Source organism: Streptomyces sp. ITFR-16, from assembly GCF_031844705.1.
Taxonomy (GTDB): Bacteria; Actinomycetota; Actinomycetes; order Streptomycetales; family Streptomycetaceae; genus Streptomyces.
Window position 1 is genome coordinate 1 of record NZ_CP134610.1, and the last position, 17,918, is coordinate 17,918.

At 69.6% G+C, this 17,918-nt stretch carries 11 protein-coding genes and 3 pseudogenes; 9 read left to right on the forward strand and 5 right to left on the reverse strand.

All coding sequences use genetic code 11. The features are described 5' to 3' along the window. Positions 1-870: 870 nt before the first annotated feature. A complete protein-coding gene (locus RLT58_RS35015; protein WP_311314760.1) occupies positions 871-1,824 on the forward strand; it encodes a helicase associated domain-containing protein in 954 nt (317 codons plus the stop codon). 54 nt (positions 1,825-1,878) lie between these two features. On the opposite strand, the gene RLT58_RS35020 is transcribed toward RLT58_RS35015, so the two are convergent. Next, the gene (locus RLT58_RS35020; protein WP_311314761.1) at positions 1,879-2,187 is read right to left on the reverse strand and encodes a hypothetical protein; all 309 of its coding nucleotides are present in this window, start codon (positions 2,185-2,187) and stop codon (positions 1,879-1,881) included. 106 nt (positions 2,188-2,293) lie between these two features. Between RLT58_RS35020 and RLT58_RS35025 the strand changes: the two are divergent. Both RLT58_RS35025 and RLT58_RS35030 read left to right on the forward strand, forming a co-directional pair. Then, positions 2,294-2,765, forward strand: a pseudogene (locus tag RLT58_RS35025) (transposase family protein); the annotation flags it as partial. Then, a pseudogene (locus RLT58_RS35030) lies at positions 2,722-3,525 on the forward strand (IS1380 family transposase); the annotation flags it as partial. The pseudogenes RLT58_RS35025 and RLT58_RS35030, both read left to right, overlap by 44 nt. A gap of 575 nt (positions 3,526-4,100) precedes the next feature. Here the strand turns inward: RLT58_RS35030 and RLT58_RS35035 are convergent. From RLT58_RS35035 to RLT58_RS35045, 3 genes are all read right to left on the reverse strand, one after another. Next, a protein-coding gene (locus RLT58_RS35035; RefSeq protein ID WP_311314762.1) for an IS3 family transposase occupies positions 4,101-5,305 on the reverse strand; the annotation gives its coding sequence in 2 pieces (ribosomal slippage) (positions 4,101-5,014 and positions 5,014-5,305; 1,206 coding nt in all). 50 nt (positions 5,306-5,355) lie between these two features. After that, positions 5,356-6,603 (reverse strand): hypothetical protein, encoded by a 1,248-nt coding sequence (locus RLT58_RS35040; protein ID WP_311314763.1) that lies wholly within the window; start codon positions 6,601-6,603, stop codon positions 5,356-5,358. A gap of 549 nt (positions 6,604-7,152) precedes the next feature. Beyond that, positions 7,153-7,593 (reverse strand): ester cyclase, encoded by a 441-nt coding sequence (locus RLT58_RS35045; RefSeq protein WP_311314764.1) that lies wholly within the window; start codon positions 7,591-7,593, stop codon positions 7,153-7,155. Positions 7,594-7,888: 295 nt separating this feature from the next. On the opposite strand from RLT58_RS35045, the gene RLT58_RS35050 reads away from it, so the two are divergent. Together RLT58_RS35050 and RLT58_RS36190 are read left to right on the forward strand one after the other, a co-directional pair. After that, positions 7,889-8,755, forward strand: coding sequence for a LysR family transcriptional regulator (locus tag RLT58_RS35050; protein ID WP_311314765.1), 867 nt, complete (start codon positions 7,889-7,891; stop codon positions 8,753-8,755). A gap of 385 nt (positions 8,756-9,140) precedes the next feature. Further along, a complete protein-coding gene (locus tag RLT58_RS36190; RefSeq protein ID WP_399132021.1) occupies positions 9,141-9,326 on the forward strand; it encodes a hypothetical protein in 186 nt (61 codons plus the stop codon). Positions 9,327-9,715: 389 nt separating this feature from the next. Here the strand turns inward: RLT58_RS36190 and RLT58_RS35055 are convergent, their stop codons facing one another. Further along, positions 9,716-10,864, reverse strand: coding sequence for an aminotransferase class V-fold PLP-dependent enzyme (locus RLT58_RS35055; RefSeq protein WP_311314766.1), 1,149 nt, complete (start codon positions 10,862-10,864; stop codon positions 9,716-9,718). 404 nt (positions 10,865-11,268) lie between these two features. Between RLT58_RS35055 and RLT58_RS35060 the strand changes: the two genes are divergently transcribed. From RLT58_RS35060 to RLT58_RS35075, 4 genes and pseudogenes are all read left to right on the forward strand, one after another. Then, on the forward strand, positions 11,269-11,499 hold the full coding sequence (locus tag RLT58_RS35060; protein ID WP_311314767.1) for a hypothetical protein: 231 nt from the start codon (positions 11,269-11,271) through the stop codon (positions 11,497-11,499). A gap of 132 nt (positions 11,500-11,631) precedes the next feature. Beyond that, positions 11,632-11,952, forward strand: coding sequence for an acyl carrier protein (locus RLT58_RS35065; RefSeq protein ID WP_311314768.1), 321 nt, complete (start codon positions 11,632-11,634; stop codon positions 11,950-11,952). Positions 11,953-12,140: 188 nt separating this feature from the next. Further along, a pseudogene (locus RLT58_RS35070) lies at positions 12,141-12,281 on the forward strand (RNA polymerase subunit sigma-24); the annotation flags it as partial. A gap of 352 nt (positions 12,282-12,633) precedes the next feature. Beyond that, positions 12,634-17,910, forward strand: a complete 5,277-nt coding sequence (locus tag RLT58_RS35075; protein ID WP_311314769.1) for an AMP-binding protein — start codon at positions 12,634-12,636, stop codon at positions 17,908-17,910. Positions 17,911-17,918: the final 8 nt, after the last annotated feature.

Genomic DNA, 17,918 nt, shown 5'->3' on the forward strand with positions numbered 1-17,918 from the left:
GCGCGATGGGACAGAGACACGCTCCGCTTCGCGGAGCGTGATGGGCCGGGGCTTCGCCCCGGCGGCTTCGGCTTCGCCTTCGCGGGGGGCCTCGCGCTTCGCTCCAGGCCCCTGGAGTGTGGGCGGCCCGCCGCTGCGCTCTGGGCCTTGACCGGCCACTACGCCGCCGGTGCGTCCTTCCGGCTGCGCCTCCAGGACGTGCCCGCTGCGCGGGCGGCTGGCTAGGTGGAGGGGTGGCCGGCCCCGGGGGTGTGGTGACGGAGTGTGCTTCTTTTCGGGGGTGGGGATGGGGTCTGGGGCCAGTCTGCATCACTTCTGATGCACATGTAGCTTTGGCAGAACCAGCCCATAGCCCCTGCGTGCCCGCCTCCCGGCCTCCCGTGGCGCTCTTGGCGTTGGTTTCTGCCCAGACGGGAGCCGAGGGCGGGAGGCGGGCGTACAGCCGCCTTCCTGGCGGTTCCAGGGTCCGGGGTGCATCAGCAGGCGAGCTGTGTAGCATCCCGGATTCGGCGCCACCCCCACCCCGGCGGGGCGAACACCACCACCTGTGGTCTGAACGCATCCCGCCCACTGCGGACAACAACACCCTGTACCTCGCCGTCGCCATACCCGGAAGCATCGCGATGAGTTACCTCGCAGCAGGCGTGATCACCTACAAACGCTTCCTACGACGCCAGGCAGCCCTCGCCGCCACAGGCGACGCGCAAGCCCACGAACACCTCGACCGGTGCCGGGTGTCGCTCTTTTGCTGAAGGCCGGTGTCGTTTCCCGCTGAAGGTCTGGTGTCGTGTGTGTGGGGTGGGTGGTTAGCGGTGTTCGGGGCAGTGTCTGGTTCCGTACCATCACTTCGCCGCCCCCCGGGACCCGGTGATGATCGCCAAATGGATCAAGTTCCAGGTCCTGGACACCGAACGGCAGGACTGGACCCGCGGGTACGACGCCGCCCGCCGCTACCGCGACCGGGAAGACGACCTGGACGTCCCCTACGAACACCAGGAAGGCGCGTATCCACTGGGCAGGTGGCTGTCCGACCAGAGGCGCGCCTACCGGGCCGGAACCATGAACAGCACCCGCGCAGCCGAGCTCGAGGAACTCGGCATGATCTGGGACACCGCTGATGCCCAGTTCGAGGAGAACCTCGCCGCGGCCCGCGCCTACTACCGGGAGGCCGGGGCACTGGCCGCCCCACGGCACGCGGTCGCCCTCGACAAGCCCGTGGGCCAATGGCTGACCAACCTCCGGCGGCCCGGCGGACTCGGCAAAGACCCCGAGCGCGCGCAGCGGCGTGCCGAGCAGCTCACGGCGATCGACCCCGACTGGAACCCCGGACAGCTGGGCTGGACCGTCGACTGGCAACGCCATTACGTCGGCCTGGCCGCCCTCCTGAACGTCGGCGGCGCGCTCAAGGACGTCCAGCCCGGCGTCACCTACCGGGGCGACGACATCGGGCGCTGGGTCGCCCGGCAAGCCCGGGACTGGGCACGGCTGAATCCGGAGCAGCAGCGGCGCCTGGGCGAACTCGGTGTGCGAGCAGCGACTGTACGGGTGCGGAAGGCCCCGGTGCCGGCCGGTACGAAGACCGGAGCAGCGAAAGGCTCCGACGCGTTCACACGAGGCGTGGCAGCCCTGCGCCAGTACATCCAACGCGAAGGGAAGACCGTCGTGCCCAGGGAGCACACAAAGGTTCTGGTAGAGGCAGGCAGCGGCACAGAGACCGCCGTTCGGCTGGGCGTTTGGGTCAGCAACCAGAAATCCCGACGTGACCGCCTCGACACCACCCAGCTCGCCGCCCTCGCCAACCTCGGATTGGAATGGGCGGCGTAAGCGGCCAGCTCCCACGACAGTGATATGTGAGATCCCGAACCTCTAGAACAACCGTCAGGGTGCTGCGGTGCGCTGGAAGGAAGTGACATTCAGCTTCACGCCGTCGGTGCTCTGGAGGACGGTGGGCATCTCGCCCTTGGAAGTCTGGCCGGGCTGGACGTCGGTCACGAACTGAGTGCTGTGCGCGACACGGGTACCGCTGGCGTCCACGGCCTCCCAGTCCCAGGAGTAATTGGACTTCTCACTGCTGTTGTTCTTGATCGTCCGCTCGATCCAGATGTTGTTGATCCCGGCTTCCGAGCGGTCATCGATTCGGAAACTGGTCAGGTCCTTGCGTTCATTGAGCGTTTTCAGCGTGGCCACTGATCGGGTGACGGAGCGGTGTGAAGGTCGGGGTGCGCAACGGACAGGGCTCCCGCGCCGTTGAGGGAGGTGTTCGACGTCTCAACTCAGCAGCACAGGAGCCCTGTTGGTTCCGTATCCTGCCGCACTCGACCTGCCTCACGCCCTGGTCGAGTGGGTCGCGATGCTCATCGTCATCCGTGAGGGTGACCGCCGGTGCAAACTCGCCGCACCGTCGTGCGCTGGTCGCACTCGTGTACCTGCGCCGCCACGACACTCTCGCCCGCATCGCCGCCGGCTTTGGGATATCCGTCGGCACCGCCCATGCCTACGTCACCTCCGTCACCGGCCTGCTCGCCGACCAGGCACCGGGCCTGCTCAAGACGCTGCGCTCGCACGACCCGGAATTCGTCCTCCTGGACGGCACGCTCGCCGAGTGCGACCGCGTCGGCGACGGCAAGGCCGACTACTCGGCGAAGCACAAGCGGCACGGGGTGAACGTGCAGGTCGTCACCGACCCAGCCGGAGAGATCCTGTGGATCTCGCCCGCGCTGCCGGGCCGGCAACGCCGGCTCCAACACCGCGAGCGATCACATCGAGACCACCCAACTCGCCTTGGCCCAACTCCCCAAACATCTGCGGCGGGGCCGGCAGACACTGATCCGCACCGACTCCGCCGGCGGCACCCACGCCTTCCTCGACTGGCTCACCCGCCGGGGCCGGTGGCTGTCGTATTCCGTCGGCATGACCATCACCGACGTCATCCACCAAGCCGTCCTGAAGATCCCGAAGAAGGCATGGACACCGGCCTACGACGCCGACGGCACCGAGCGGCCCGGCGCCTGGGTCGCGGAGATCACCGACATGCCCGACCTGAGCACGTGGCCCAGGGGCATGCGGCTGATCGTCCGCAAGGAACGGCCCCACCCCGGCGCCCAGTTGCGCTTCACCGACCTCGACGGACTACGGCTGACCTGCTTCGCGACCAACACCAAGGGCGGCCAGCTCGCCGACCTGGAACTACGTCACCGCCGGCGGGCCCGCTGCGAGGACCGGATCCGAAACGCCCGCGACACCGGCCTGCGCAACCTGCCTCTGCACGACACCGCGCAGAACCAGATCTGGCTGGAGATCGTCTCCCTCGCACTCGGCCTCCTCGCCTGGATGCCCATGCTCGCCCTGACCAGCAAAACCCGCCGCTGGGAACCCAAGAAGCTCCGCCTGCGGCTGTTCTCCGCCGCCGCCCAACTGGTCACCACCGGCCGCCGCCGCTGGCTCCGCCTCACCGCCCAATGGCCCTGGACAGATGTGATCACCCGCGCGATCCAGCGACTCGCAGCCCTGCCGAACCCCGGCTGACCAGCAACTCCGACCGTCCCGACGAGCCACAGCAACATCCCGGGAGCCGTGGAACCCCGACGCCCACCCGACGCGACAGCCGGGCCGCCAACCTGCCCCAGCCCTCGAAATTCCGCAGCTCGCAAGCAAGAGTCCCCGTCAGTGAACCGACGAGGACTCATGAACGATCGAGGCTAAGGGGGTGGTGGCCCGGTCGTCCTCGTTCGTGTGGTATCCGATGGCTGGGAGGGAGCCACTACCTCTTGAAGAGGTGGGTTCCACGGATCAGCCACACGCCTGCGCCCCCGAGGGCCACAGCAATTGCGAATGTGCCGAACGAGCCGTCCGACCGTGAGGTGCCGAACCCGATCACAAGCATCAGAAAGGCACCGAACAAAAGGCCACCGCCAAGGAGTCGTTCCCACACACGCGGCGTCACGGCACTGTTCCCTTCGTCGTGAGCGATCATTCAGTCAGCTTCTTGAGTATGGCCGGCAGGCTCCCGGCACACGACGTGGCTGCCTGGGCATGGGCGCGTATCGCAGCATAGATGCCCAGACCGAGCCCGGGCCTTGACCCCGAATTCTGGACACGGGTTATGCGGCTTGTGCCAGCGTAGTTGGTGTGTGGCGGAGGGCGTTTTCGAAGGTGATCGGTGGTCGTTGTCCGAGGCGGGAGTGTCGGCGTCGGGTGTTGTAGCGGTGGAGCCATCGGAAGGCGTCGAGTCGGGCCTCGCGCTCGGTCGGCCAGCTCTTTCGTCCTTGCAGGGTCTCGCGTTTGAAGGTCGCGTTGAAGGACTCGGCGAGTGCGTTGTCCGCGCTGGACCCGACCGCGCTCATACTTCGCCGCACCCCTGCTGACCTGCAGGCTTCGGCGAAACTCCTGCTCGTGTACTGGGCTCCGTGGTCGGTGTGCATGATCGATCCGGCAAGGCTGCCGCGGGTGCGGATCGCCGCGGCCAGGGCGTCGGTGACGAGATCCGCGCGCATGTGGTCGGCGATCGCCCAGCCGACGAGACGGCGCGATGCGAGGTCGATGACGGTCGCCAGGTAGCAGAACTTCCCGCCGGCGACGGGCAGGTAGGTGATGTCACCGACGTACTTCGTGTTCGGCTTGTCCGCGGTGAAGTCGCGGCCGATCAGGTCCGGGGCCTTGGCCGCGGCCGGGTCAGAGACGGTGGTGCGGTGCCGGCGCCGCAACCGGATCCCTTGGATCCCGGACGCCCGCATGATCCTGGCGACGCGCTTGTGGCTGACCGCGACACCGTTCTCCTCGCGGAGCTCGGCGGTGATCCTCGGGGCTCCGTAGGTGCCGTCCGATTCCTGGTGCACCGCCCGTATCCGGGCTGCCAGGCGGGCGTCGGCCACCTGCCGGGCGGCCCGGTCAGCGGCTGTCCGTTGCCAGTAGTAGAAGCTCGAGCGGCTGACGCCGAGGATCCTGCAGAGCCGCTTCACGCCGTGACGGCGCTGGAGGTCGGCGACACACTGGAAGCGGTTCACCAGCGCGTCTCCCCGGCGAAATACTTCGCCGCCTTCCGCAGGATCTCCCGTTCCTCCTCCAACTCGCGGACCTTCTTTCGCAAGGCGGCGTTCTCCGCCTCCAGCGGTACCGGCGGCTGGGCCGGTTCTTGCGTCCGTCGTCCTCGGGGACGGCTCACCCCGGCTGCCCTCACCCAGTTCCGCAGGGTCTCCGGGTTGATCCCCAGATCGGCCGCGACCGACCTGATCGTCGCTTCCGGCCGCGACTCGTACAGCGCGACCGCGTCCGCCTTGAACTCCAGCGGGTAGTTCTTCATGACCACGAGATGTCCGTTCTCAGATCCTCAGGATCCAGTGTCTCGTGTGTCCAGGATCAGGGGTCAAGGCCCATCCTGCCGCCGCTCGCGAAGGCCGACGGCACGGACACCTGGACCGGACGCAGCCGGTAGCCGCCGCGGGCCACGTAGTCGGTGACCAGGTCGAAGGTGTCGTGGAACCAGCTGTCGGTCTCGTTCACCCGGAAGTCCATCGTGTTCGTCTGGGCCTTCTCGGAATCGAAGTACTCTCCGCGACGCACGTCAGCGACTGTCTCGTAGCCACGAGGGTCCTGGGTGATGTCGTGCTGTGAGGTGACCCAGCCGCCTTCGAGGATGACCGGGCGCCGGTGCTTCCAGGCGGCGGCCATCTCCCGCTCCCACGCGCCGTAGTAGGCGCTCATGCCGAATGCGTCGTGCCGCAGCACGCAGCCCTTGCGGTAGGCGCCGTTCAGGAGGGTGGTGCTGACGGGGTCGGGGGCGCCCCATCCCTTGGTGGAGCCGATGAGGCGGTGGTAGTTGACGGCCACAGGCACGTGCTGGAAGTACTTGAGGTACAGGTCGATGTTCCAGTTGAAGACCGCTGAGCGGTTGCTTTCGTCGAGATAGAGCAGGGAATGCCCCTCGCCCCACTTGCCCAGCCCGTAGCCGTCGATGAAATCGACCTCTCCGGGCCGGTCGAAGCGGAGCGACAGCGCCTTCACGAACCTCGCGTAGTGCTTCTGGAAGATCTCGTCGTCGGGATAGGGCGACCAGACGGTGGCACTGCCCGTGGTCGTCTCGTAGCCGCGGGCCCCGGCCTCGCGCACGTAGTTCGGGGTGAAGCTCTCGTGCTTGTCACGGCTGTCGACGACGACGCGCAGGGCGAGGCGCATGCCGCGCCGCCTGGCCTCCTTGATCATGCCGCGCAGTGTGTCGTCGGTGTCCCAGCCGTAGACGCCCTCGCTGGGGTTGAGCAGAGCCCAGCTCAGCCGGAGGTAGAGGGTCTGCGCGTAGTCCGACACCTTGACCGTGGTAACTCTGCCGGGCACGGACATGGTGTCGTAATGGCTCCAGAAATCGGCCGGCGGACGGGCACTGCCGTAGAGCACCCATCCCGTCAACGGGTTCCGCAGCACTCGGGTGGTGTCGGCCTCGAACTTCCGCACCGTCGCCGCCCGCGCTTCGTCGACGGCCCCGGCGGAGACCGCCGAGGACCCTGCGGTCGCTGCGGCCGGGCGGGTTCCGCCCGCCAACCCGACGACGGTGGCGCCGCCGATGGTGAGAGCCGATCGTCGAGTGACCGAACCGCCTCGCTCGATGTCCATACCTGTTGCTCCTGTTCAGCTCAGGGTGCACCCCAGATATGTATGCGCTTCCATCCTTTCCCCATCCGGGTGTACGACAGGCCTGCGCGAGGCGGTGAGACGACATCGTGACCGTGAACCGACGCGGTTCGCGAAGCTCGGGGTGGTTGTGCCGTCCCGTGACGGGTCTACTCCCGCGCCCCGGTTCCGGAAGAGACAGTGCCGCGGGAAGTACGTGCAGGGGGAAGGGAAATGCGGTGGACGACGCATGCTCCAGGGACAGTGCGGGAACGCATGCCGACGGTCCGGTCAACGGCCGCAGTATCGGCGCGGACACCGGCGTGCCCTCCGGCTCCGGCTCCGGCTCACTACCGTCGGCCAGCACCGCACCCGGGCGCCCCACATGCGACACCCCGAACCCCTCCGTCTCCCGCATAGCCCCACCCCTGCCACTCCATTTCGGCAGCCGGCGCTCCGCGCGATGTCAGCAGCCATCGGCAACCGAGATACACCGCTCGAAACGACCCGTCGGGGAGTCCGACGGGCCGCCACGAGAGACCGAGGTCAATATCACCCATTTTTCCCGAGCGGGGGCATCAGGCCGACTTGCATCAGGAATCCGGCGACATTCCAGTAGTCTCGGTTTTCTGTGATCTCGCCGTCGCGGCGGGAGCCAATCGTAAGACCGGGAACTGTAAATTTATTTCCGGTGGCAGGCAGCCCAAGTTCCGGGTTGGTTCGGTCGTTGGTTCCGGAGAGTGTCCATTCGAAGGCGTAGTCATCCCCTGACGTGACAGCTTTATGAACGGTGAACCGGTAGTCGCTGGACAGGTTCGCGTCCATTCTCACAAGGAGCTGCTGCACTGCCTCACGGCCCTTAAATTCTCCGCCGAATGCCGTGTCGACCACCCGCACGTCCTCCGCCATCAAATCGACCACCGCCACTGCGTCGTGCCGGTTGCATGCCTCGACGTACTGCAGTATCCAGTCAGGGATCAGGATCGATTCCATCAGATGCACCTCTCGTGCTTTCGCTCTTCTGTGACCTATCACTTCTCGTGCATGCGTCAAGCCATCGACATCAGGATGAAGGAATAGGAAGTGGTCGCAAAAAATTCTCGTGTATTGCTGTTCGTATTGTCGTCACGTCGCGCCTGAACCAGACCTCGCGGCGGGACGCCCGCGGCAGCCCTCCAAGGTTCGCCTGATGTTGCTCGTACCGCCAATGCCTCTTTCTTGCGCAGTGATGCCCTTCAGGCATGAGGGTGTTGATCCACTCGGCGCGTCCGCGCGTAGGCTGCTCGCCATGCCAGTCGACCTTCGCAAGCTCAGCTACTTCGTAGCTGTCGCCCAGAGCCAGAGTTATGTGCGGGCGGCGGCGGAACTTCACATCACTCAGCCAGCACTCAGCCGTCAGATTCAGGCACTCGAACGATCCCTCCGCGTAACACTGTTCACCCGCGACCGGCGTGGAACGGTGCTCACAGAAGCTGGTCGGCAACTACTGGAGGACGCTGTCCCCCTACTGGCTTCCGCTGTCGCCCTGGAACGCCGCGTCCGTGCCGCAGCTCGTACCGGCAACGAATTCACAGTCGGCTTCATGCCCGGTGTTCCGTCCACAGCCTTGCTCAACGAATTCCGTGCCGCATACCCCGACCTCTCGATCCATGCGCGCTATGTTCCTATAATCGAACAGGAACCATACCTGCTGGACGGCACCGTAGACATCAGCTTTGTTTGGCTTCCCCTCAAATCACCTGAGCTGCAGCATGTCATCTTGTTCGACGTGCCGCGAGTGGCCGCGATTTCAGTCGCCTCTCCGCTGGCCCGTCTCACTCGCGTGTCCTTGGAAGGGCTGTGTTCTCTGCCATCGGTCGATGGTCCCGATGAGATACCGGGATGGCGGGTAAATTCAGTACCCCTCAGTCGACCCCTCGCAGCCGTCGAAGAGCGACTGGAGGCAGTGGCCGCAGGGGAAGGATTTTGCATCCTTCCTGCCAGCGTTGCGCGGTACCACCGCCGCGACGATGTTGCGACCGTTGAAATTCAAGACATGGAGCCAGCGGTGGTCGCTCTCGCGTACACCCGGCACCGCACAATGCCGGAAATTCAGCATTTTGCGACTATGGCGCGGCTTCACCTTGGCTCACGTCACAACAAGTTGTCCGAATGATCTGAGCTTGATTCTGTCGGTGATCTTGGAGATTCCCGGTGCGGCAGCATGGTCACCAGGCATGCACGGACGGTTCCGTCGTCCGATGCAGCTGTTGAGGTGCCCGCTGTCCCTGCCCCCGTTCCGGTGAGCACGTTCCGTCTCTGACCGCGCAGATCGCGCAGGCGAGCAACCCGGATGGCACGACGGCGATGTGGGTGCGTGACCGGCTGACGGGCTGTGGTGCGACGAGGACTTCGCCGACTGGTACCCGCGGGACGGGCGTCCTGGGCTTTCGCCTGCCCAGCTGGCCACCGTCTATGTGCTGCAGTTCCTGCTCGGCTTCTCCGACCAGCAGGCCGCATAGGCGGTCCGCTGCCGCATCGACTTCAAGTACTCCAAGGCCATGGAGCTGGATGATCCCGGTTTCCATCACAGCGTGCTGGGCGACTTCCGCGACCGTCTCACCGAGGACGGCCGTGCCGACCGCCTCCTCGACCTTCGCGCTGGTCCGCCTCAAGGAGGCCGGACTGGTGCGCGAGCGCACCACGCGGCGCACCGATTCCACCCACGTCCTGGCTGCGGTGCGTGACCTGACCCGCCTGGAGCTGATCACCGAGGCGGTCCGGGCCGCACTGGAAGAAGTCGCGGGCACATCCCCGCACCTTCTCGACGGGCTCATCGACAAGGACTTTCGCCGCCTTCCGCAGGACCTCGCGCTCTTCCTCCAGCTCACGGACCTTCTTCCGCAGAGCGGTGTTCTCCGCCTCCGACACCCCCTGGGGGCGTCGGCCGGCCCCTCCCCCGGGGCCGGCACCGCTTCAGCCGCCCGGACCCAGTTCCGCAGAGTCTCGGGGTTGATCCCCAAATCGGCAGCGATCCGCCGGATCGTCGTCTCGGGCGGGCCTGGTGGTGAGGCGGCTCGGGCCAGGTGGCTTCGGTGGTGTCGTAGGTCGGCCCGTTCGTCGGCCCGCAAGGTTCCTACAGGAGTGTCAGGTGGGCGTGGGTGCCTCGTTGGGAGCGGGGGGCTGGGGTGGAGTGGGGGACGGGGGCGGGCGTGATGTGGGTGAGGGCTTGGGTCAGGGAGGTCAGGTCGTGGGGGGTTGTGTGGGGGTGCGGGGAGGCGTGGAGGGCCGTGGTGATGCCCTGGGCGGGGAGGTACAGGGGCATTTCCTGGGCGACCGTCTTGCGGATGAGGACGCCTCGGGCCCGGAGTTCTCGGCGTAGTTGTGCTGCGGGGATTTCGGTGTGGTGGAAGGCGAGGACGGCGGACTGGGTGCGGCCGGGGGCGATGAGTGCGATGCCGGGGATGTGTTCCACGGCTTCGCGGAGGTGGGGGTAGAGGTTGGCGCGTGGTGCGGTCGCTTCCTTTTCGTGCAGGAGCAGGGCGGTGTTGAGGCCGGCCACGTATGCGCTGTGCGGAGGGTCCGCGGGGGGCTCGTCGTTGAGCGTGGTGCGCAGGCGGGGGGAGGTGTAGGCGAAGCCGACGGCCGGGGGGCCGCCCAGGAAGCGCCAGCCGTCGCCGGTGAGCAGGTCGGCGTGGATGCGTGCCGCGTCGACGGGCAGTTGGGCGATGGCGTACGAGACGTCCACGGCGTACAGGCAGCGGTGGGGGGCGAGGAGGTGTCCGATCTTCTCGACCGGGTGGACGATGCCGACGGCGGTGGGGACGAGCGGCACGCTGACCAGGGCGACGTCGTCGTCGATGTGGGCGGACATCCATTCCAGGTCCAGGTCGCCGGCCGTGTCCAGCGGGATGACGTCGAGGCGGCAGCGGGTGCGGTCGCGGATCGCGTAGAGGGTGGTGAGGCGGGCGACGTCCTCGTACGGCGTCGTCCAGATCCGGTCGCGCGGGCCGAGGGGCAGTCGGGTGAGCGTGTCGTGGAAGGCGTCGGCCGCGGCGGTGACGGGGGCGGTGTCGGCTGCGGGTACGGAGAGCAGGGCGCCGAGGCGTTCGTGGATCTCGGTCCGCGTGATGTGTTCGAGGGATTCCTCGAACTCGTGCGTCCCGTGCTCGTCCTCCCTGCGCAGGGATTCCGTGACGACGGCGCGTACCGCTGCGGGTGTGTGGCCCGCTGTGGCCGTGTCGAGATGGACCCTTCGTTCACTGTGGGGCGTCTGCACGTTCACTTCCGGGGCCTCCCCCCCCACTGTCGGGGAACTGTGCCAGGTAATTGCCTACCTCTTGGCAATATGTTGCCCAACGGCATGAGGATTTGGCAATGCCCGCTCCAGCGATATTCGAGTCGGGGCGGCGGGCGTGGGGGCGATATCCAGTTCCTCTGGCTCATCTCTCCAGTGTTTGCCAAGCGTTGCCAAATCCGACAAAGCTTCGCCGGCTGATGTGTAGGCGCAGGTCAGGGAGGTGATGCCGGGTCAGGGGTCCGGGGTTCTTCCGCCTCGCGCGCGCGAGCTTCTCTTTTCTCGACTCATTTCCGAGCGGATTCCGAGTGAATCCCTAGGCGGTGTTGCCAGTCTTCTGGACAAGAAGTTGCCAACGCGGCACACAAAACTTGTCACAGAGGAGTTCCGCCATGACGAACATCGCCCGCATCCTCGTCAGCACCGCCGCCGTCGCCTCCGCCGTTCTCACCTCGGCGGGGATCGGCGCCGCGGACGACGGCATCGGCTGGCCCCGTACCGCCGCCGGCTCCACGCATGTCTCCGCCGACGGCATCGGCTGGCCGGTGGCTCCGAAGGGCGACACCGTCCGGCCCGTCGCGCCGCAGGGCGACATCGGCTGGCCGGTCGCCCCCACCGCCTGACCGGCTCCCGGCTCGTCACCGGCCCGAGCGCCTGTCCATGGCGGCTCGAGCGGGACACGACACCGTGGCGTACGTGCGCACGCAGGCTCGCGCGCCGCCTGATCGTCCCGGCAGCCGGAAGGAAGTCCGCCCATGGCACAGACACCGTGGAACGCGAGGTTCGAGACCATTCTCCGGCAGGGCCTCCCCGGTCTGGCCAAGGGGAAGGCGCCCGACGCCGATGTCCCGATGGAGCACTACGGGCTCGACTCCATGGCCCTCATCGGCATCGTCAGCGCGCTGCAGTCGGCGTACGGCGTCAGCCTCGCCGGTCAGGTCGTCGTACCGGTGCGCACGCTCACGGCGGGGCACTTGTGGGGCATCGTCTCCGCCGCGCTCCAGCCTTCGTGGGACGCCGGCCGGGAGCCGTTCGGTACGGCTTCGCGTGGCCGGACCCCCTGGGCCATCGCCTGAGTTCTCTTTCCGGGGCGTCGGCCGATTGACCCTCGCAGCAACCGAGAAGCCTCCTCCGCTCACCGAGCGCCGCGGGGGCTTCGGTCATGTCCGGGGGTCCTGCCTCCATCCGGTGGTTGTCAGTGGCCAGCGAGGAAGGACCCGGCGATGAACGCACGGCAGGAGACCCGGACGGCAGCCCCGCACCGAGTGGTGATTCTGGGGTGATCGCCACCGTGACCTTCGACTTCGACGCCGAAGGCCGTATCACCGCCATCCACAATGTGGCCAACCCGGACAAGCTCGGGGCCGTGGCCGGCGGTACGGCCTACGACGTCGGGGCGCGGTAGCGGAGGCGTGGACACCGGCAGCCCGCCCGGGCAGGACCGGGCGGGCTGTGGAGGGGGGACCTCCGGCCGGTTTTCACAACCGTGTGTCGCATCACCGAGGATGCCAGGGGTGGGCAGGAGCACGGCCACAGAGCCGCTGGAGCCGGTCGGTTGAGTGGCCGGGGGTGGCGCTGCTCTCCGTCTCTCCGTGCCGGTTCTGGCAACATCCGGGTGTCCGCGGGGCCTTGGGGCCGATGTGGCGACCTGCGGTTATGGCGGGGCTCCAGTGGCTCAGGAGAATCCTTCGAGCCTTTGCTGCCAACGTCTTGGCAATATCTTGCCAAGGCGGAAGCCGCTGTCGAAGGAGCTCTCCATGACGTCCCTCTCCGGTCTCATCGAGCAGCAGGTCGCCGCACGGCCCGACGCGGTCGCCGTGCACGCCCCCGGCCACGAAGGCGGCACGGCCTCCTCCCTGACCTACCGTGAGCTGAGCCGTGCGGCCAACCGGCTGGCCCGGCTTCTCGCGGCGCGCGGCATCGGCTCCGGCGACCGGGTGGTGACGAGTCTGCGTCCCGGGCCGCTGCTCGTGACGGCGCTGCTCGCCGTGTTGCGGGCCGGGGCGGCGTATGTGGCGCTCGATCCGGCCGATCCCGTGGGGCACCGCCGGCGGATCGTGAGCGACAGTGCCGCCCGCGCCGTGCTGACGGAGAACGAGGGGACCCCGGACTACGCGGATCTGGGCGCCGCCCTGCTCCCTCTGGACGCGGCGGCCGCCGAGATCTCCCGGTACGACGGCGAACTGCCCGACGGCGTTGCGTACTCCGAGGACGACACCGCGTACGTCTGCTACACCCCGGGCACCGATGCCACCCCCGAGGGTGTCGTCGTCGCGCACCGCGCGCTGGACGCGCTGGTGCGGTCCGGTGCGCCGGTCCGGCCGGGCGCCGACGACGTGGTCGCGCAGGTCGCGGGCCCCGCCTCCGCCTCGGCCGCGTTCGAGATCTGGGCGACGCTGGCCGCCGGTGCACGGCTGGTCGTCCTGTCGGGCGCGGCCGTCGCGGGTCCGGAGCGGCTGCGGCGCGCCCTGGTCGAGCACGGGGTCACGGTCGCGCTGCTGACGAGTGCGCGGTTCCACCGGATCGTCCGCGACCGTCCGGCCGCGTTCGCGTCGCTGCGGGTGCTGCTCGTCGGTGGCGGGAGCTGTGATCCGCACCGGGTGCGGCAGGTTCTGCGGGCGGGGCCGCCGAGGCGGCTGCTGTATGTGTACGGGACGGCGGAGACGGCCGCGTTCGCGCTGTGCCACGAGATCACCGAGGCTCCGGAGACCGGCGGGGCCGTTCCTGTCGGGCGGCCGGTCGGGTCCACGGCCGCCGTGGTCGTCGGTGCGGACGGGATGCCGGCGGCCCCGGGCACGGTCGGGGAGCTGCTGCTGGGCGGGCCCGGTCTCGCGGACGGTTATCTGGGGCGGCCGGAGCTGACGGCCCGTCGTTTCGTCGAGGACCGGTTCACCGGTGTGGGCGGGCGGCTGTTGCGTACCGGGGACAAGGTGCTGCTGCGTACGGACGGGGCGCTGGAGTACGCGGGCCGGGTCGACGGGTATGTGACGCTGCACGGTCTGCGGGCGGAGCTGCACGGGATCGAGTCCGTGCTGACCGCCCATCCGGCCGTTTCGGAGGCCGTGGTGACGGTCCATACGGACGCGGACGGGGAGCGGTATCTCGTGGGGCACGTGGTGCCGGACGGTGCCGCTCCCGCCGCCGACGGGCGGGCGCTGACCGAGGGGTGGCGGGAGATCCATGAGGCGCTGCACAGTGCCGCCCCGGCCGGCGGGCCCGAGGCCGCGTATCTTCCCGGGGACGAGCTGGGTGAGTGGCGCCGGGCGACCGTGCGGCGGGTGCGGGAGCTGGGGCGGCGGCGGGTCCTGGAGATCGGGGCGGGCTCGGGGCTGCTGATGGCGGAGCTGGCCCGGGACGAGGAGTGCGAGGAGTACTGGGCGACCGACTTCTCCCGTACGGCTGTCGAGGCGCTGGGCGCCCTGGTCCGCGAGGACGCGGTGCTGCGGGGCAGGGTGCGGGTCGGGCGGCGCGACGCGGACGACACCGACGGGCTGCCCGTGGGGCACTTCGACACGGTCGTCGTCAACTCCGTGGCCCAGTACTTCCCCGGCCCGGACCATCTGCGCACCGTGGTCGAGCGGGTGCTGCCGCTGCTGGCGCCGGGCGGTTCGGTGCTGCTGGGCGATCTGCGCAATCTCGATCTGGCGCGCGCCCGGCTGACCGGTGCCGAGCTGGCCGGTGGTGCGGCGGGCCGGGACGTCGAGGAGGTGCGCGAGGCCGTCGCGGACCGCGCGGCGCGGGAGACCGAGCTGCTGCTGTCCCCGGCGCTGTTCGCCGCTCTCGCCCGTGAACTGCCCGCGGTGCGTGCCGTGGACGTACGGGTGCGGCGCGGCGTGCACCACAACGAGCCGGTCCGTTTCCGCTATGACGTCGTGCTGTCGACGGCCGCGCCCGCCGCCGATCTGTCGGAGGTGCCCGCGCTGGTGTGGGGCGGGACGGTGACCGGCACGGACGACATCGAGAAGGTGCTGGACGCGGACCGGCCGGCCGCGCTGCGTCTGTCGGGGGTGCCGAACCGCCGGGTGTACGGGGCGTACCGGGCGATGCGTCTGCTGGACGAGCCGGGGGCGGGGGTTGCCGGGGTGGCCGAGGCGGTGGCGGCGCTGGACGAGGCGGGGCCCGCGCCGGATCCGGAGGAGTGGTGTGCGGCCGGGGAGCGGCTGGGTTACCGGGCGCTGCCGACGTGGTCGCCGGGCGCGCCGGACTCGCTGGACATCGTGTACGTGGATGAGGCGGCGCTGCCGTCCGACGGGCCGCTGACCGGTGTGTTCGTGTCCTCGCCGGTTCCGGACGGGCCGGTAGCCAATGTGCCTGTGGCCTTCGACCGGGCGGTGGCCCTGGATGTGGTGCTGCGCGGGTATCTGCGTCAGCGGCTGCCCGACGGGCTGGTTCCCGCCGCGCTGGTGGTCCACCGGGAGCTGCCGTTGGACGGTGACGGGCTGGTGGACCGTGCGGCTCTGTCCGCCCCTCGGCCGGAGGCGGCCGGGCCGGGCACGCCGCCGGGCACGCCGCTCCAGGAGATCGTGCGGGATCTGTTCGCGGAGGTGCTGGGGCTGCCGCGGCGGCTGATCGACGCGGACTGCGACTTCTTCCGGGTCGGTGGGCATTCGCTGGCCGCGGTGCGGTTGCTGGGGCGGTTGCGCGAGACGCTGGGCACCGGTCCGGGCAGCCCGGCCGCTCTGCGCGAGGCGCCGACGCCGGCCGCGCTGGCCGCGCTGCTGAGCGAGGCGCCGGCGGCGGCGATCGGGCCCGGTACGGCCGGTACGGACAGTGTCGTGCTGGCGCTGCGGCTGCGCGGGGCGCTGGACGTACGTGTCCTGGACGAGACGCTTGCCGTGCTGGGGCGGCGGCACGAGGTGCTGCGCAACTCCCGGGTGGGCACGGCGGGGACGCGGCTGCGGTCGCTGGCTCCGGACGACCATCTCCTGGAGCTGGCGCTGCCCGCCACCGATGTGGACCTGTGGTCGCAGCTGCCGCTGGCCGCCGAGCTGGCCCGGGTGCACCGGACGCTGGCGGGCGGCGATGTCCCCGCAGCGTCGCGGGAGCTGGTGCGGTACGCGCCGCGCTCGCCGTACGGGGACGCGGCGCTGACGCAGCTGCCGGGCAGCGGGCCCCGGGCGTTCGACACGGCTCCGGGCCGTCTGGAGCTCGACCTGGACGAGGCGCTGCACGCGCGGCTGACCCGGTTCGCGGCCGCGCAGGGTGCCACGGTGTTCATGGTGGTGCACGCGGCGGTGACCGCGCTGCTCGGCCGGCTGGGGACGGCGGGCGGGATCACGGTGGCCGCGCCGGTGCCGGCCCGCGACAACGAGGGTCTGCGGGGTGCGGTCGGGGCGTACGGGAGGGTGCTGGCGCTGACCGTGGACGCGTCGGGTGATCCGGCGTTCAGTGAGCTGGTGCGCCGGGCGCGGGAGCAGGATGTGGCCGCGTACCGGAGCGGTGGGGCGCCGCTGGCGGGGACGGGGGGTGTGGCGCTGACGGTGTTGCAGGAGACGGTCGGGCAATTCGCGGCGGGCGGGGTTACGGTGCTGCCGCAGCGGCCGGGGCTGCCGTTGCCCGCGACCGATGTGGGGTTCACCCTGACGGAGCGGCAGACACCGGAGGGTGCGCCGGCGGGGATCGCGCTGACGACGACGTACCGGCACGAGACGGTCGGTGAGACGGTGGCCGCGACGCTGACCGGGCAGTTGACCGCCCTGCTGGCGGCGGCGCTCGACCGCCCGGAGACGGTGCTGAGCGAGCTGTTGCCGGACGGGCGCAGCAAGGCGTGGGACGGGGTGTGGGAGAGCAGCCGTCATGTGTTGCCGGCGGCGACGGTGGCGGAGTTGTTCGAGGCCCGGGTGCGGCGGGCGCCGAAGGCTCCGGCGCTGTCGGGCATGGACTACGCGGAGCTGGATTCCCGCTCGGATCTGCTGGCGCATGCGCTGGTGGCGCACGGGGCGGGGCCCGGGGCGACGGTGCTGACGGCGTTGTCGTCGCCGACGGCGTTCGCGGTGGCCGCGCTGGCGGTCGTGAAGACGGGGGCGGCGTGTCTGCCGGCCGACCCGGGGCAGAAGCTGCCCGGTTCGGTGCGGCCGGTGGCGTTGCTGCTCGACGAGACGGCCGATCTGCTGTTGCCTCAGGTGCCGGGTGCGGCGCGGCTGGTGCGGGACGAGGCGGCGGATCTGCTGCCGTCGGACGGCCGGTGGCCGTTGCGGGATGCCGACCGTACGCGTCCGCTGAGCGCGGGTGATCCGGTGTTGTGGGCGTTGGGCGAGGACGGGGCGACGGTGGTGGGCAGCGGCCCGGTGGTGGCGGCGACGCTGGCCGAGCCGGTGGACGCGGCGTGGCTGGTGCGGGGTTATCCGGACGCGGATGCGGCGATCGGGCTGCTGGGTGCGCTGGTGCGGGGTGTGCAGGTGCATGTGCCGGATCTTTCGCTGCGGCACGCGGTGCCGCAGGAGATCCTGCGGTGGCTGCGCGACCGCGATGCGCGGGCGCTGCTCGGTGGCAGTGACGAGGTGCTGGTCGCTCTGGTGGCGCTCGCCCGTGAGGAGGGCATGTCGCTGATCACCAGTGGGGGCTGGGCGGAGGGGCATCTCGTGGTCGAGCACCGGAGTACGGGGGTGGCCCGGCCGGCGCCGGGCTACCGGGCCTATGTCCTGGACGCGCAGCTGCGGCCGGTGGCTTCGGGCGGTGTCGGTGCGCTGTATGTGGCGGGGGCGGGGGTGGCTCTCGGCTATGCCGGCGCGCCTGCCGCGACGGGTGAGCGCTTCCTGCCGGACCCGTTCGACACGACGTCGGGCGCCACCGCCCGCATGTGGCGGACGGGCCGGGCGGCCCGGATGGGTGCGGACGGCAGCCTGACGGTCCTTGAGGGGCCGGCCCCGGACGACCCGTTCGCCGACGCGCTGGCCACGTTCGTCGTGGCGGGCGACGCGGCGGGCCGCCGCGCGCTGTGGCCGGCGTCGGCGCCGGTGCCGGAGGGGTGGTCGGAGATCCATGCGGAGGGCCGGTACGAGTTGTGCTTGGACCACTTGGACGAGGGGCGGTGAGGGGCTGG